Origin of the sequence: Leifsonella bigeumensis, from assembly GCF_039537265.1 — a bacterium.
GTDB lineage: Bacteria > Actinomycetota > Actinomycetes > Actinomycetales > Microbacteriaceae > Terrimesophilobacter > Terrimesophilobacter bigeumensis.
This window is the reverse complement of record NZ_BAABAE010000003.1, coordinates 56,295-72,547: the sequence shown is the minus strand read 5'-3', so window position 1 is coordinate 72,547 and position 16,253 is coordinate 56,295. Positions and strand designations below refer to the sequence as shown.

Annotated in this window: 12 protein-coding genes; 2 read left to right on the top strand and 10 right to left on the bottom strand. The window is 67.0% G+C overall.

Going from position 1 to position 16,253, the window contains the following annotated elements; all coding sequences use genetic code 11:
- Positions 1–3: 3 nt before the first annotated feature.
- Positions 4–1,368, bottom strand: a complete 1,365-nt coding sequence (locus ABD678_RS05405; protein WP_344754513.1) for a cystathionine beta-synthase — start codon at positions 1,366–1,368, stop codon at positions 4–6.
- 154 nt (positions 1,369–1,522) lie between these two features.
- On the opposite strand from ABD678_RS05405, the gene ABD678_RS05400 reads away from it, so the two are divergent.
- Positions 1,523–2,227 (top strand): DUF3105 domain-containing protein, encoded by a 705-nt coding sequence (locus ABD678_RS05400; protein ID WP_344754511.1) that lies wholly within the window; start codon positions 1,523–1,525, stop codon positions 2,225–2,227.
- Entirely contained in the window at positions 2,205–2,882 is a 678-nt protein-coding gene (locus ABD678_RS05395) for a DUF305 domain-containing protein (protein ID WP_344754509.1), read from the top strand. The genes ABD678_RS05400 and ABD678_RS05395 overlap by 23 nt, the downstream gene beginning before the upstream one ends.
- Before the next feature lie 31 nt (positions 2,883–2,913).
- On the opposite strand, the gene ABD678_RS05390 is transcribed toward ABD678_RS05395, so the two are convergent.
- The 9 genes from ABD678_RS05390 to ABD678_RS05350 all read right to left on the bottom strand — a co-directional run bounded on the left by ABD678_RS05390 (position 2,914) and on the right by ABD678_RS05350 (position 16,000).
- Positions 2,914–4,347 (bottom strand): mechanosensitive ion channel domain-containing protein, encoded by a 1,434-nt coding sequence (locus tag ABD678_RS05390; protein WP_344754507.1) that lies wholly within the window; start codon positions 4,345–4,347, stop codon positions 2,914–2,916.
- Positions 4,340–6,505 carry an adenylate/guanylate cyclase domain-containing protein gene (locus ABD678_RS05385; protein ID WP_344754505.1) on the bottom strand — a complete coding sequence of 722 codons (2,166 nt, stop codon included), beginning with the start codon at positions 6,503–6,505 and terminating at the stop codon, positions 4,340–4,342. The genes ABD678_RS05390 and ABD678_RS05385 overlap by 8 nt, the downstream gene beginning before the upstream one ends.
- Before the next feature lie 102 nt (positions 6,506–6,607).
- Positions 6,608–8,464, bottom strand: coding sequence for an ABC transporter ATP-binding protein (locus ABD678_RS05380; protein ID WP_344757090.1), 1,857 nt, complete (start codon positions 8,462–8,464; stop codon positions 6,608–6,610).
- 123 nt (positions 8,465–8,587) lie between these two features.
- On the bottom strand, positions 8,588–9,469 hold the full coding sequence (locus ABD678_RS05375) for a carbohydrate ABC transporter permease (protein ID WP_344754503.1): 882 nt from the start codon (positions 9,467–9,469) through the stop codon (positions 8,588–8,590).
- Positions 9,466–10,830, bottom strand: a complete 1,365-nt coding sequence (locus ABD678_RS05370) for an ABC transporter permease subunit (RefSeq protein WP_344754501.1) — start codon at positions 10,828–10,830, stop codon at positions 9,466–9,468. The genes ABD678_RS05375 and ABD678_RS05370 overlap by 4 nt, the downstream gene beginning before the upstream one ends.
- 12 nt (positions 10,831–10,842) lie before the next feature.
- Complete coding sequence (locus tag ABD678_RS05365) at positions 10,843–12,159, bottom strand: ABC transporter substrate-binding protein (RefSeq protein ID WP_344754499.1); 1,317 nt, start codon at positions 12,157–12,159, stop codon at positions 10,843–10,845.
- Between the two features lie 275 nt (positions 12,160–12,434).
- Entirely contained in the window at positions 12,435–13,409 is a 975-nt protein-coding gene (locus ABD678_RS05360; protein WP_344754497.1) for a carbohydrate ABC transporter permease, read from the bottom strand.
- Complete coding sequence (locus ABD678_RS05355; RefSeq protein ID WP_344754495.1) at positions 13,406–14,539, bottom strand: carbohydrate ABC transporter permease; 1,134 nt, start codon at positions 14,537–14,539, stop codon at positions 13,406–13,408. Before ABD678_RS05355 ends, ABD678_RS05360 begins: the two co-directional genes overlap by 4 nt.
- Before the next feature lie 123 nt (positions 14,540–14,662).
- Entirely contained in the window at positions 14,663–16,000 is a 1,338-nt protein-coding gene (locus ABD678_RS05350; protein ID WP_344754493.1) for an ABC transporter substrate-binding protein, read from the bottom strand.
- Positions 16,001–16,253: the final 253 nt, after the last annotated feature.

The window sequence follows — 16,253 nt, the reverse complement described above, 5'->3', positions numbered from 1 at the left end:
GGTTCAGGAGGAGAGGTAGGCGAGGACGTCGTTGCGGGTGAGAACCGTGACCGGCTTGCCATCCCGGGCGACGAGAAGAGCATCCGCCTGGGTGAGGGCTTCGCGCGCCGTGTCGACCGTTTCGTGGATGCCGATGAGGCCCAGTCGCGGCCCGATGCGGGTCTCAACGGCGTCATCCGGCTTCGTCTCGCCCGAGGCGAGGAGGTCGAGCAGCGTCGTTGCATCCACGGCGCCGAGCACCTCCCCCATGACGACCGGCGGCTCCGCCGAGAGCACCGGCAGCCGTGAAAGGCCGTTCTCCCGCAGGATCCGGATGGCGTCCCGCACCGTGTCGCTCGCATGCGCATGCACGAGAAGGTGCTCCTCGCCGTCCCTGCTGAGCAGCACGTCCTCCACGGTAGGCCCCTGCCCGGCGGCGGCGAACCCATGAGAGGCCATCCAGCGGTCGTTGAAGACCTTGCCGAGGTAGCCGCGACCGCCGTCAGGCAGCAGGATGACCATGACCGCTTCGGCAGGAAGCGTGCGCGCCGCCTTGAGCGCGGAGGCGACGGCCATGCCGCTCGAGCCGCCCACGAGCAGCCCCTCCTCACGGGCGAGACGGCGGGTGTACTCGAACGACTCCGCGTCGCTCGACGCCACGATCTCGTCCACAACGCTCGGGTCGTAGGCCTCGGGCCAGAAATCCTCCCCGACGCCCTCGACCAGGTAGGGGCGCCCGGTGCCGCCGGAGTAGACGGACCCTTCCGGATCCGCTCCGATCACGACGACCCGGCCATCCGATACCTCTTTGAGGTACCGGCCCGTGCCGCTGATGGTTCCACCCGTGCCGACGCCGGCCACGAAGTGGGTGATCTCGCCCTCGGTGTCGCGCCAGATCTCCGGACCGGTCGTCTCATAGTGGCTGAGCGGCCCGTTGAGGTTCGAGTACTGGTTCGGCTTGAAGGCGCCCGGGATCTCCCGCGCGAGCCGGTCGGAGACGCTGTAGTACGACTCGGGGCTCTCCGGCGCGACCGCGGTGGGCGTCACGACGATCTCGGCGCCGTAGGCGGTGAGTACGCTGCGCTTGTCCTCGCCGACCTTGTCGGGCAGCACGAAGACGCAGCGATAGCCTCGCTGCTGTGCGACGAGGGCCAGGCCGATTCCGGTGTTGCCGCTCGTCGGTTCGACGATCGTCCCACCCGGTTTCAGCAGCCCCTCGCGCTCGGCCGCGTCGACGATGCGCGCGGCGATGCGGTCCTTCGAGGAGCCACCGGGATTCAGGTATTCGACCTTCACGAGCACGGTCGCCGCGATCCCGTCCGTGACGTGCTGGAGCTTCACGAGCGGCGTGTTGCCGACCAGATCGAGGATGCTGTTGGCGTACTTCATGGTGAGCCAAACCTACCAGCGGCACGGTGAGCGTTACCCGGGCGTGTGCGATACCGGGGCGGGCGGGAATGTTTGCCCGTCGGCCGGACTTCTTACCAGCAGACCGTCTAGGTTAAAGAGGAACCCCCGCCGCCCGACCGACAGGACGACGCCCATGGCATCGAGCACGAACCCGCCGAAGAAGTCCGCCGCGCCCGGCGGCAAGCTCACCGTGAAGCAGGAACGCGAGCAGCGTCGCCAGGCCAAGGTCGAGGCGTTCAAGAAAGAACAGGCGCGCTCGAGGCGCAACCGGCTCTTCGGCATCTGGGGCGCAGTGGTCGGCAGCATCGTCGCGGTCGGTCTCGTCGTCACCATCGTCGTCATCACGGCCACCCCCAAGAAGGATCCGCTGTCGATCGAGCTCACCGGACTCAAGACCTGGGACGTCCCCGGTGCCGTTCACGTCGATCCGGAGCGGGTCGACTACAAGGCCGACTACGGCATGGACCCGCCGGCCGGCGGTCCGCACTGGAGCGCCTGGCTCAACTGCGGCATCTACGACGAACCGCAGGAGAACGAACGCGCGGTGCATGCCCTCGAGCACGGTGCGGTCTGGGTGACCTACAACCCCGACGAGGTGACCGGCGCCGCACTCGACACGCTGCGCGACCGGATGCCGCGGACCTACAGCATCCTGTCGCCGTACCCCGGACTCGACTCCCCGGTGGTCGCCTCGGCGTGGGGCGCCCAGATCCGGATGGACGGTGTCGACGACGAGCGCCTCGACGGCTTCATCGCCCGGTACTGGCAGTCGGGCACGGCGCCGGAGCTCGGCGCATCCTGCACGGGAGCGGTGGATGGCCCCGGAAAGATCGGCTGACACCGGCGCTGCGCACGCGGTTCCGACCAGGACGATCGTCCTCGCGATCCTCGGCGTCGCCGCACTCGTCATCGCGGGCTTCCTCGCCGGGCGTCTCACCACGCCGGCCGAGGTGGTCCCGAACGACACGAGCGCCGAGGCGGGCTTCGCACGCGACATGCAGCTCCACCACCAGCAGGCCGTGGAGATGTCGATGATCGTGCGCGACGAGACCGACGACCCGGACATCCGGTTGCTCGCCTACGACATCGCCCTCGCGCAGCAGCAGCAGGCCGGACAGATGTTCTCCTGGCTCACCGTGTGGGGACTGCCCCAGGCTGCGAGCGAGCCGTCGATGACCTGGATGGTGCGGCCGGGTCGCAGCGGGACCGGTCACGACCATGGTGCTGGGGAGGCTGCCCACGTCCCCGGCGAGCCGATGCCTGGGCTCGCCACGGACGAGCAGATGGCCGAGCTGAGCGCCGCAACGGGCGTGGAGGCCGAGAATCTCTACCTCACCCTCATGATCGCGCACCACAAGGGCGGCATCGACATGGCCGAGGCGATCCTGGACCGCTCCACGAACCGCGTCGTCACGAACCTCGCGCGCGGCATGATCGCCGCCCAGCAGAGCGAGATCGACTACATGCAGGAGCTGCTCGCCCAGCGGCAGTAGCTCCGACCGGGTCCGTCGCGCCGTCAGACGATCAGGCCGTCAAGCGGTCATCCGGATGCGTGGCGACACCGAGTTCGCCCAGCACCGTCGCCGTCTTGGCGCGACGGTTGTCGATCTCCGTTCCGATGTCGAGGGCGAGCTCCGGGTTCGACTCGACGAACTGGTCGAGTATCTCGTTGGGCACGAGGATGACGGTGAGGTCGGTCACCGCCGTGATGGCCGCGGCGACCGCCTGGCGCGTGAGCGAGGTGAGCCCGATGATCTCGAGCCGCCCGAGTTCGGTGACCGTGATCTCGGCGCCATCCGTCGTGCGCGCGGCGAGCGCGGCCGTGCCGCGCAGGATGAACCGCATGCCCTCCGGTACCGATCCGCGCGCCTGCACGACCTCACCGGCGCCGTAGCGCTCGAGGACGACCTTCTCGCGGAACTGCAGCGCATCCTCGTTCGAGAGGTACAGGGCCGGCGCCACCTGCAGGAGCGCCGCGCGGTAGTTCTCCTCGGACTGGTGGCTGTCGGTCAGGTCGTTGTCGTAGTGAAGGCCCGCCCGCCGCGCCGCGTACCAGATGCGGGTCTTGAAGAGGCGCGGGCCACTGAACTCGTCGGCCGGCGAATTCAGGGTCAGATACACCGTGTACCGGCCTTTGGGGTGCGGGGTGACGATGGCCTCCTCGCCCGGGATGGTCTGCGGCAACCCGCGTGCCACCTCCCGGCACACCGCGATGACGGCCTGGGGCGGATCATCCGTCGAGAACCGGGTGAGCGTGGAGACGCCGAAAGCGCCCTCGCTGCGACTCAGGTTCACGATGGAGCTGGAGGCGAGACTCGCGTTCGGCACGATCCGGATGCCCGCATCCGTCCTGATGTGCACCGACCGCCAGTTGACCTCCACCACCTGCCCGCGGACGCCATCGGCATCGAGCCAGTCGCCGAGCTCGAAGGGCTGCTCGAACAGCAGCAGCAGGCCGGAGACCACCGATCCGACCGCGTTCTGCAACGCGAGGCCGATGACGATCGATCCGATGCCGAGCGCCGTGAACAGGCCGCCGATGTCGGCGTTCCAGACGAACGAGAACAACAGGGCGACGAACACGATGATGAGCACGAGCCGCACGATCTCCACGAAGATCGACGGGACCCGCTGCCGCCAGGTGCCCTTCTTCGCCGTCTCGAAGAACGCGAGGTTGAAGGCGTTGATGAGCAGCAGGATGATGAGGAACCCGAAGACGGTCGCCGTGATCCGTGTCCAGCTCCAGTCGACGTTGAGGTAGCCGGCCTGGCTGATGAGCAGCAGGAATGCCCCGACCGGGACGACGAAGTTGCGCAGCAGGGCGACGACGCGCGCCGCCGGGCTCCCGCGGCGCGCCAGGGTGCTGTGCACCTCGGTGAGCACGAGGAGGGAGACCGGCAGTCCGACGACGATGATGACGGCCGGCCAGAACCACGGCTGGCCCAGGAGGTCAGACATGGCGACCGGAGATATCCACGCGCCATACGCGCTGCTCCCCCTTGGCGGTCTGCAGCAGCCCGACGGACACGAGGCTCTGGCTGCCCGGCAGCTTGTCGACGACGCGCTGGGTGAGGAAGATGCCCGGCTCCGCGGTCTCCCCCTGCACCCGGAAGGCGAGGCTCACGGCGTCGCCCCAGAGGTCGTAGACGATGTGCGATCGGCCGACGAGGCCGCTCGTGACGGTACCGGTGTCGATTCCGGCCCGGAGATTCAGACTCGCCCCGAGCTGGGCGCCGAACCGCTCGAGGATGAACTGCAGTTCGACCGCGAGGTCGACGGTACGCCGCGCGTTGTCGACACGCGGGATGGTCAGGCCGCAGCTCGCCAGGTAGCCGCTGCGCGTCGTCCTGACCCGCTCGACACCATGCAGGTCGGCCGCCTCGTCGAAGCTCCGCAGCAGTTCGTTGAGCTGTTCGAGCGCCTTCTCCGACGGCAGATTCCTGCTGTACTCGTCGAAACCCACGATGTCCGCATAGAGAACCGTGACCTCCTTGTGGTCCTCCACGATGTTCTGGTCGCCGTCCCGGTAGCGCTTGGCCACCGTCGGCGGCATGAGCGTGAGCAGCAGCCGCTCGTTCTCGGCGATCTGCTCGTCCAGGAGAGAAGCCTTGACCTGCAGGCTCCTGCTCATGTCGTTGAAGGCCGTGCCGACATCCGCGAGTTCATCGCTGCGGCCGGCATCGACCTGCACCCCCTGCTCGCCGGCGGCGATGCGACCCGCGGCGGTCTTGAGCCTGCGCAGTGGCCGCACGATGAGTTGGGCGAGCACGAGCGAGAGCAGGGCGACGACGATGATGAGAGCGGTCGAGGAGAGCACGAGGTTGCGCGTGAACTCGCGCACAGGCGCGAACGCCTCCGTCGTGCCGATCTCGGCCACGATGACCCAGTCGAGGTCGCCCACCCGCACCGGGGTGTAGGCGGCGAGGGACTCCTCCCCCAGGTAGTTGTTGCCGATGAGCGTTCCGGTCTCGCTGTTCAGGGCGTGGCTCACGGCATCCGTGTCGATCTGCTGGAGCAGGAGGGTGCTCCCGGTCTCGACGACGCGGTCGGCGACATCCGGCTTGGTGCCCGTCGCGACCGCCTTCCTGAGATAGTCGTCCGGATGCTCGACGACCTCGCGCGAGGTCGACCGCATGAGGTGGTCGCCCCCGACGAGGTAGGTCTCCCCGGTGTCGCCGAGACCCTTCGCGCTCCACTGCAGGTCGCCGGTCATGACCGAGTTGATCGCGTCGATCGGCATTTCGACCGCGATCGCCCCGATCGCCTGGCCGTCCGACCCGACCGGTGAGACCGCCCAGGCGGCCGGGCGGCCGAGCGACGGCGGATACTCCCCGAAGTCGGTGAACTCGACGGTGTCGAGGATGTTCGTGCTGAGCGCCTTCGCGTAGGCGGTCGCGAGGTTGCTGAACGCGTAAGGTCCGTCGACCAGGTTCGTACCGAGATCGACGCCCTTGTACGCCGAGTAGACGACATTGCCCTTGGTGTCGATGAGGAGCACATCCTCGAACTCGAGCAGCTGGGTCATCCGGTGGAACTGCTCGTGGTAGCGCGCGTTCGCGGCCGACCATTCGCTGCCGTCCCCCGCGTCGACGGTCTCGATCGAGGCGTCGAAGTCGTCGAACGGGATCGTGTAGTGCAATTGCAGGTAGCTCTGCGCCGCACCGGAGGGGACGAAGCTCGCGGCATCGATGATGTGGCCGGTGGCATCCCCCAGCCTGCGTGCGAACGGGCCGCTGAAATACGCCCGGATCGCGATCCGCTCATCCTCGGTGAGCTCCGTGTCCTCGAGGGCGGCGAACCCTTCCGTGAACGCCTGCGTCGCGTCGATCGTCTCGGCGCTCCTGCCCTCCAGCAGCATCGTGTTCTTGATGCGGGTGAACAGTTCGCTGACCTCGCGCGCCCGCGCGTCGCGCACCCCGACGAGCCGGTCGAATGCGGCGTCGCGCAGGGAGTCGGAGCCGTTGACGTAGCCGATGAGCCCGACCACGAAACTCGAAAGGAGGCTCACGAGGAGCAGCATGATGAGGAGCGCCGACTGGATGCTCAGGCCCGCGCGGCGGCTCGACCTGCGGACGGCGCCGTCGGCCCGCTGCGGCGTTGGTTCGGTTCGTGACACAGGGGCTCCCGTTGGTCCGGCCCGAAGGGCTGGCACTCACTGTAGTGAATGCGGGTACGCGTCAACAATGGCCGGTTCGACCAGCCTTCGCCGGGTCGAACCTCACCCGGCGCGCGCACCCGCCTGCTCCGCGTACAGCCTGGCGTACACCCCCGCCGCCGCCATCAATTCGGTGTGGGTTCCGCGCTCCACGACCTCCCCCGCCTGGAGCACGAAGATGACATCCGCGGCGGCGATCGTCGAGAGCCGGTGGGCGATCGCGATCGTGGTGCGGCCGCGGGATGCCGTATCCAGCGCCTGCTGCACCACCCGCTCCGAGATCGAGTCGAGCGCGCTCGTGGCCTCGTCGAGGATGAGCACGGCCGGGTCCTTGAGCAGGACGCGGGCGATCGCGATGCGCTGCTTCTCACCGCCGCTCAGGCGGTAGCCGCGCTCACCGACGACAGTGTCGTAGCCGTCCGGGAACGATCGAACAGTGTCATGGATGTTCGCAGCCCGGCAGGCGCGCTCGAGTTCGGCATCGCTCGCTCCCGGCTTCGCGTAACGCAGGTTCTCGCCGATCGTCGCATGGAACAGGTAGGTCTCCTGGCTGACGATTCCGATGTTCTCGAGCAGTGACTCCTGCCGCAGGTCGCGCACGTCGTCGCCGGCGAAGAGCACCCGCCCCCTCGTCGCGTCGTGGAACCGGGGGATGAGGTAGGAGATCGTGGTCTTCCCCGCCCCCGACGGCCCGACGAAGGCGGCGAACTGGCCGGGTTCGATCGTGAAGGAGACGCCCTTGAGGGTGGGGGCCGCCTGGCCCGACTCATCCGGATAGCCGAACACGACATCATCGAACTCGACCTTGCCGAGGTCGCGGCCATGCACTCGCACGGGCTGGGCGTCCGGGGCGTCGAGGATGGTCGGCTTGAGGTCGAGGTATTCGAAGATGCGGGCGAACAGCGCGCCGGAGGTCTGCAGGTCGAGGGCGACGCGCATGAGGCCGAGGAGGGGGAACATGAGTCGCGCCTGCACGGTCGTGAAGGCGACGATCGTTCCCGCGGTCACCGGAACCTCGCCGAGGATGAGCCAGGCCGCGCACAGGTAGATGATCGCCGGGATGATCGCGAGGAAGATCTGCACCATCGCGAAGAACCACTGACCGCTCATCTGCTGCCGCACCTGCAGGTGCACCTGGTTGTCGTTCTCGTCCTGATAGCGGGCGACCTCCGAGGGCTGCTGGTTGAAGCTCTTGGCGAGCAGGATGCCGGAGACCGACAGGGTCTCCTGCGTGATCGCGGTGAGCTCGCTCAGCGACTCTTGCGTCTTCGTCGCGATGCGCGCCCGCACCTGGCCGACCCGGCGCTGGGCGATGACCAGGACGGGCATGAGGATGAGCGCCACGACCGTGAGCTGCCAGGACAGCACGACCATGGCGACGAAGGCGGCGATGACCGTGACGGTGTTGCCGAGGACGCTCGAGACCGTGTTGGTGAGCACCCCGGCGACGCCGCCGACATCGTTCTGGAGGCGTGACTGGATGACGCCGGTCTTGGTACGGGTGAAGAAGGCGAGTTCCATGCGCTGCAGGTGGTCGAAGAGCTTGACCCGCAGCGCTCCCATGACCGTATTGCCGACCGTCGCGGTGAGCCAGGTCTGCCAGACCCCGAGCGCGGCGGAGACGAGGTAGATGACGACCATGAGGGCGACGATGCCGCCGAGCACCGGCAGGTCCGGTCCGCCCCTGGGGAAGAGTCCGTGGTCGAAGGCCTGCTGCGTGAGCAGCGGCGGCAGCACCGAGAGGCCGGCGCCGACGATGACGAGCGCGCCGGTCGTGACGAGCTGGGTGCGGTGCGGGACGAAGAGCTCCGCGATCCGCCGGAGCAGGCCCGCCACCCGGGGAGCCGAGGCGTTCGCCGCGCGCTGCGCTTCGACATCCGCGCTGCCGATGCGGCCGCGCCCACCGCCTCCGCCACGCATTCCGCTCACCCCCTCATCCTCCCGCAAACTGTTCGCAAGACCGCATTTTCCGCACCAACGGGCGGCTTTGATGCGGAAAATGCGGTCTCGCGGGGGGAGGGGCGGGAGGAGGGCGCGGACCGGCTACTTCGTGGACCCGGCGAGCAGGGCGGAGACGAAGTAGCGCTGGAAGGCGAAGAACACGACGAGCGGCACGATCATCGAGAGGAAGGCGCCCGCGGAGAGGATGTCGATGTTCGCCCCGAACTGTCGCAGCTGGCTCTGGATGGCGACCGTCACCGGCTGGGAGGTCGCATTCGTGAAGATGAGTGCGACGAGCATGTCGTTCCAGGTCCACAGGAACTGGAAGATGCTGAGACTCGCGATCGCCGGCAGCCCGAGCGGCAGGATGATGCGGCCGAAGATGCGCCACTCGCTCGCCCCGTCGATGCGCGCCGCCTCGAGCATCTCCCCCGGGATCTGCGTGAAGAAGTTGCGCAGCAGGAAGATCGCGAACGGCAGCCCGTACGCGGTGTGGAACAGGATGACGCCGACGACCGAGCCGAAGAGCCCCACCTCGCCGTACAGTTTCGCGATCGGGATGAGCGAGACCTGCAGGGGAACGGCGAGGAGGACGATCACGACCACGAGCAGCCAGTCGCGACCGGGAAACCGGATCCAGGCGAAGGCGTACCCGGCGAGCGACCCGATCACCACGACAAGCGCCGTGGCCGGCACGGTGATCGCGATCGTGTTGACGAACGAACCCATGAACTGGGCGTTGCCGAGCAGGTTCGCATAGTTCTCGACGGTGAGCTGGGCAGGCCTCGTGAACACGGTCCACCATCCGCTCTGGCTGTTGTCGGTCGTCGACCGGAGCGAGGAGAGGAACAACCCGATCGTCGGGACGAGCCAGAACACCGCGACGACGATGAGGACGACGTTCACGGCGCCCTTCCCGAAGAAGTCGAGGATGCGCCCGGCGACCCTGCGCCGCGCCGTCACGATCCCGGCGGGCGCGGTCACTGCTCGCGCTCCATCCTGAACCTCCGCACGTTGATGATCATGAAGGGCAGCACGAGCACGAGGAGGAGGATCGCGAGCGCGCTGCCGAGCCCCTGGTCGTTGCCGCCGCCGAAGGAGACCGTCCAAAGCTGCACGGCGATGACGCTCGCCGAGGGAAGTGACGACCCCGGCGGGATGACGTAGACGAGGTCGAAGATCTTGAGCACGTTGATGATGAGCGTGATGAACACGACGATGAGCACCGGCGACAGCAGCGGTGCGGTGATCCGGCGGAACACCTGCCACTCGCTCGCCCCGTCCACGCGCGCCGCCTCCTGGAGCGAGACGTCCATGGCGGAGAGCCCCGAGGCGATCATGACCATCGCGAACCCGGCCCAGATCCAGACGTAGGCGAGGATGATGACGGCCGTCACGAGCGTCGGCCCGAGCCAGGAGACGCCGGCGTAGTTCGCCGCGAAGTTGGAGGCCGGGAGGCCGACCCGGTAGTCGCCAGGGTCGAGACCGCTGATCGCGTAGGTCCCGTCGGCACCGGTCACCGCGGAGGCGACGACGGCGCCGGCCGAGTCGACCGCCTGCACGGTGACACCGGGCAGCCCTTTCTTGCCGTCGCCGAGCTCGCCGTCGACACCACCGCCGCCCGTGACGAAGTCGAGCCACACCGTGCCGGTGATCTCGTCATCCGCAGCCTTCGACGCCGGAACGGCGGTCGCCGCGTCGCCAGGAAGGGTCGCACCCAGGATGCCGACGAGCGGGAAGTCCTGCTGCCCACCGGCCGGCACCGCGGCGCCCGACTCGACCGCACCCCCGGTGCCGGTCAGGCCGACGCCGTCGCGCGGGCGGGCTCCTGGATAGCCGGCGCCGTCCGCGACCGCGTCGTGGATCGCGACGAGCCCCGCATTGACCGCGCCGAGATCCGGATTCTCCTGGAACAGCGTGCGGAAGATGACCCCCGAGGCGACCATCGAGATCGCCATGGGCATGAAGACGATGAGCTTGAACGCGCTCGCCCAGCGGATACGGTTCATGAGCACCGCGAAGATGAGCCCGAGCACCGTGCAGGTCACGGGCGCGACGATGACCCAGATGACGTTGTTGCGGATGGAGAGGAAGGTGGCCGGGTCGGTGAACATCGTCACGTAGTTCGCGCCCCCGACGAAGTTCCTGCCGCTCGCGTCGAACAGGGAACGCCACACCGAGTAGACGACCGGATAGCCGATGAGCACCCCCAGCAGGAACAGCGCGGGGGCGAGGAAGATGACCGCGGTCACGAGCGAACGTCGCGCGCGGCTGAGGGAAGGGCGCGGACCCGCCGGAGCGAGCCTCACGTCCTTCCCGTCGACCGCTTCCACCGCGGTGGACACGTCGGCAGACTCCTACTTGCCGTAGTCCGCTGTCGCCGCAGCTTCGAGAGCCTTGGCCGTGCCCTGGATGTTCGTCGGGTTCTGGTAGAAGTCCAGCAGGATCTTCCACTCGCCCGAACCGGAGGTGCCGCCGAATGCGCTCGGCGCCTGGTCCGACATGTCGAAGCGGAACGTCTTCGCGTTCACGAGGGCGTCTGCGATCTGCCGGGAGGTGTCATCCGGGTAGTTGGACACGTCGACGCCGTTGTTCGGTGAGGTGAACCCGCCGAGCTTCACCCAGATCGTCGCCGCCTCAGGGCCGGCCAGGTAGCTCATGAGGGCCGCAGCCCCCTTGTTGTCCTTGAGCTGGATGGCCGCGTTGCCTCCGCCGACGACCGCAGGGTCTGATCCGTTGATCGAGGGGAAGTCGTAGAACTTCGCGTCGGTGCCGATGACCGACTTCGTCTGGGACGTGATGTTCCCTGCGACGAAGTCGCCCTCGTACACGGTTCCGGCCTTGGGCGGGTTGCCGAAGACCTCGGTGACCGAGTCGCCGAAGGTGCGCTGCGCGCCGCCCGGCTCGATGAGCGCCGAGTTGCTCCACAGCTTGGAGAGGATCGTGAGCGCGTCGATGACGGAGGGGTCGGTCCACGGGATCTCATGGTTGGTCAGCTGGTCGTACTTCGCGGCACCAGCCGTCCTCAGGTAGATGTTCTCGAACCAGTCGGTGAGCGGCCAGCCGACATCCGCCCCGATGGAGAGGCCCGGGACACCGGAGTCGGAGACCTTCTGCAGGGCGGCCACGAAGTCGTCCCAGGTCTTCGGCACGTCGGCGCCGGCGTTCTGGTAGACCTTCGTGTTGTACCAGACCGTCGACTTGTTGGAGCCCTTGAACCAGACCCCGTAGGTCTTTCCGTCGACCGAGCCGAGGTCGATCCAGTCCTGCGAGTAGTACTTCTTGACGGTCGCGAGAGTGTCGGCGGAGAGCGGGATGAGGTTGCCGGCCTGCGCCAGCGACTTCAGGAGGCCTGGCTGCGGGATGACCGCGACATCGGGCGGATCGCCGCCGGCGATCTTGGTGTTGAGGGTGGTGGCGACATTGCTGCCGTAACTCGTGTAGTTGACCTTCGCACCGGTCTCGCTCGAGAACTGGGCGAGCACCTTCTCGAAGTTGGCCTGCTCGGCGCCCGACCAGTCGGCCGCGACGTTGAGCGTGACACCGGAGAGGTCCTCCTTCGGCGTCGTCGACGCCGGCGGCGTTCCGCCTGAGCTGCAGCCGGCGAGGGTGACACCCAGAATGGCCGCAGTGGCGAGAGGGATGAGTGCTTTTCGGGCTCGATGGAAACGCATGTCTCCTCCTTGTGGAGTCGATTCACCGGCGGGTCTCTCCCGTTCATCGCCGGTTGGTGTCTCACAATGGGGCAGACAATCGGTTGGTGATATCGCGCACAACGTTAGGCTTGCTAACTATCACTCACAAGCTGTGGCGACCCAAACTCAGCTACTCATAGAGTGCTCTCAGTCGGCGCCCAGCTTGCCCCTCGGGCGCGGGCAAGGACCGGACCTGCCGAGAACGCACCCTTACCACGCACGGTTCAGACGGTTTCGGCAGGTCCGGTCGGCTCTTACCCCTTCGTCGAGCCGGCGAGCAGGCCGCGGACGAAGTAGCGCTGCAATGAGAAGAACACGATGAGCGGGACGACGATCGAGATGAAGGCTCCCGCGGTGAGCAGGTGCCAGTCCTGGCCGTACTTGCCGGTCACCTCTGCGAGAAGCTTGGTGATCGGTGCGACGGTGCCGTCGGCGAAGACGAGCGCCACGAGCAGGTCGTTCCAGACCCATAGGAACTGGAAGATCCCGAAGGAGGCGATGGCCGGCATGGTGAGCGGAAGGATGATGCGGAAGAAGATCTGGCCGTGGCTCGCGCCGTCGACCCTCGCGGCCTCGATGAGCTCCCGCGGGATCTCGGAGACGAAGTTGTGCAGCAGGAAGATCGCGAGAGGAAGCGCGAAGATCGTGTGCGCGATCCACACCTGCGAGTAGGACGTCCCCGCGTTGAGGCCGCTGAACAGCTCGACTCCGCCGATGTTCACGCCGCGCGAGAACAGGCTCAGCAGCGGAACGAGCGCCATCTGCAGCGGAACGATCTGCAGGGCGAAGATGCCGATGAACATCCAGTCCTTGCCCTTGAAGTCGATCCAGGCGAAGGCGTAGGCGGCCAGCGAGGCGATCACGAGCGGGATGACGGTGGCCGGGAGGGTGATCGCGATCGAGTTGAGGAACGCCTGGCCCATCGTGAGCTGGGTGTTGCCCGCCTCAAGAACCTGCAGGTAGTTGTCGAAGGTGAATCCCCAGTTGGAGAAGATCGTCCACCACCCCGTCGTGGCGACCTCCCCGGCCGGCCGGAACGACGACAGGAAGAGCCCGAAGGTCGGGGTGGTCCACAGGATGGCGATGACGAGCGCGGCGATCGTCGCGGTGCGACTGGTCAGGCGGCGCTTGGTGCGTTTGGTGGCCGCCTCCACCCTGGCCTCGCCGCGAGCGAGTTGCCTGCTCGTCGAGTCGCTCATCGGGACATCGATGGGGGTGACGGCGCTCATCGGATCTCCCTCTGCTTCTTGATCTGTCTCGCGTTGTAGATGATGATCGGCATGACGAGCAGGAACAGGACGACGGCGAAGGCTGCGGAGCGGCCCGTCTCGAACCCCTTCCACTGCGTGTACATCTCGTTCGCGATGACGCTCGTCTCGTTGGCGCCGGCCGTCATCGTGCGCACGATGTCGAAGACCTTGAGCGAGGCGATCGAGATCGTGGTGAGCACGACGATGAGCGAACTCCGGATGCCGGGCACGGTCACGTTCATGAACCTCTGCCAGGCGTTCGTCCCGTCGAGTTCCGCGGCCTCCAGCTGCTCGGCGGGCACCCCCTTGATGGCGGCCGAGAGGATGACCATGGCGAATCCGGTCTGGATCCAGATGAGCACGATGATCAGGAAGAAGGTGTTCCAGGGCGAGTTCTGCAGCCAGAACACCGGCTCGCCCCCGAACCAGACGACGATCTGGTTGAGGAGGCCGATCTGGTCCTGGTCGGCGGGCTTGGCCGCGTAGACGAAGCGCCAGATGATGCTCGCGCCGACGAAGGAGATCGCCATCGGCATGAAGACGAGCGCCTTGAAGATCTTCTCCCCGCGCGACCTGTCGATGAACGCCGCGTAGGCGAGGCCGAAGATGGTCGAGAGCGCCGGGACGAGGAGAACCCAGACGATCGTATTGACGACGACCCGGATGCCGTAGGGCTGGGTGAAGATCCAGACGAAGTTGTCGAGGCCGACGAAGCCCTTGCTGCGGTTGTCCTGGAAGGCCTGGATCGTCGTGCCGATTGTCGGGTAGATGAGGCCGATCGCGAGCAGGATGACCGCAGGGGCGAGGAAACCGATCAACTGGAACAGGTATCCGGCGCCCTGCTTCGACCGGTAGTCGAGGTAGAAGAACAGGGCCCCCAGCACGGCGGCGATGAGTGCGGCCCAGACCACCGAGCCGAGGAGGAGCATCGCGATCAGCGGAACGAGCACGCACACCGCGAGGCGGACGATCGTGTACTTCTTCCCCGAGCGCGGAGCGATCTCGATGAAGAAGAGCAGCAGCCCGATGACGGCGAGGAAAGCCGCGATGACGAGCACGATCTGCAGCCAGGCGGGAAGTGTCGCTATCCAGCCGAGGAACTGTGACATGGGCAACCTTTCGAGTACGGCGTCGGACTCAGGGTGGAGCGCCTTGTGCTCCGCGAGCGTATCAGCGTCGCGCGAGCCAGGGTAGTGGGGCCGACGTCGCCGCCGGCCCCACCACGGTGCAACCTAGCTGGACGGCCAGGAGCCGTCGATGGTGGTGAGAACCTCATCCACCGACTTGCCGTTGATCCAGTCGACCATCCCGGTCCAGAACGATCCCGCGCCCACGACACCCGGCATGAGGTCCGAGCCGTCGAAGCGGAACGTCGTGTTCGGGTCCTGGAGGATCTTGATCGCTTCCTGCAGGATCGGGCTCGACGCGTTGGCCGGGTCGAGGCCGTTGTTGGCGCTGATGACGCCACCGAGGCTCACCCGGCTGTTCGCCCACTCCGGGCTCGACAGGTACTCCTGCACCTTGACCGTGTCCGCGTCGTTCGAGAACGCCGCGACGATCTCGCCACCACCGGTGACCGCATTGCCACCGGCCTCGACGGACGGGGTCATGAAGGCCCAGATGTCGGCATCCGGGCCCACCTTGACGTTGCCGTTGTCCGGATCCTGGAGGAACCCGTCGAAGAACGACGCCTGGTGGGTGAGCGTGCAGGTTCCGTTGCCCATCGCGCGGGCCACGTCGCCGAACGGTGTCGCGTTGATCGACTTGACGTCGCCGAAGCCGGCGTTCACGTAATCCGGGTTCAGCAGGATCTCGCCGAGCGAGTCGAACGCGCCCTTGATCGCCGGGTCGGAGAACGGAACCTCATGGCTGACCCACTTGTCGTAGGTCTCCGGGCCGGCCTGGCGCAGGACGAGGTCCTCGATCCAGTCGGTTCCCGGCCATCCGGTGGCCGCGTCAGAGCCGAAGCCGGCGCACCACGGCGGCTCGCCGGTCGACTCCTGGATCTTCTTGGTCAGGTCGAGGAGCCCCTGCCAGGTGGTGGGGACCTCCCAGCCGTTGTCGGCGAACTTCTTCGGGGAGTACCAGATGAAGCCCTTGACGCTCGCCATGAGCGGGGCGCCGTAGAGCACGTCGTCGGTCGTCGCGTAGTTTGCCCAGTCCGTCGACCAGTACTTCTCCACGTTCGCCTTCACCCCATCGGGGGCAGGCTGGATGAGGTCGCGGCTCGCAAGGTCTCCGAGGAGTCCGGGCTGCGGGAAGATCGCGATGTCGGGTGCGTTGCCGCCCTGGGCCCGGATGCTGATCTGCGTCTCGAACTCCTTGCTGGCCTCGTACTTGATCTCGATGTTGTTGTCCTTCTCCCAGTCCGCCCAGGACTGCTGGAGAAGTTCCGCTTCGGTGTCGGAGATCGTCCCGTAGATGGTGACGACGCCGTCGGCGTTGCCGGCATCGCCGGGTCCGTGACTTTCATCGCCCGTGCCACCGCCGGCGCAGCCGACGAGCGCGAGGCTCGATGCGGCCAGGATCGCCAATGGTGCCGTGAAACGTCTATGCAGGGTGGAACTCATGTACTTCCCTCCTCAGTGAGGTCATTCCGCCGGAGGAATAGAGCCCGACGGGTCGGTGTGTGCCGAAACCCGTCCCGCCAGTGGTTCAGTGCCCGCCTTCGGGAACCGGTTCCATGATCCAAGCTATTGCACCCGCCGTGACGACTGCAAGCGCTTGATCACCCCGAATTGCTAACGTTTGCATCACGTGAGTTGCGCCCCGGACACGATGATTCGATGTTCGCGGTGTTTCCGGGGTTCGAAAAATATGGAA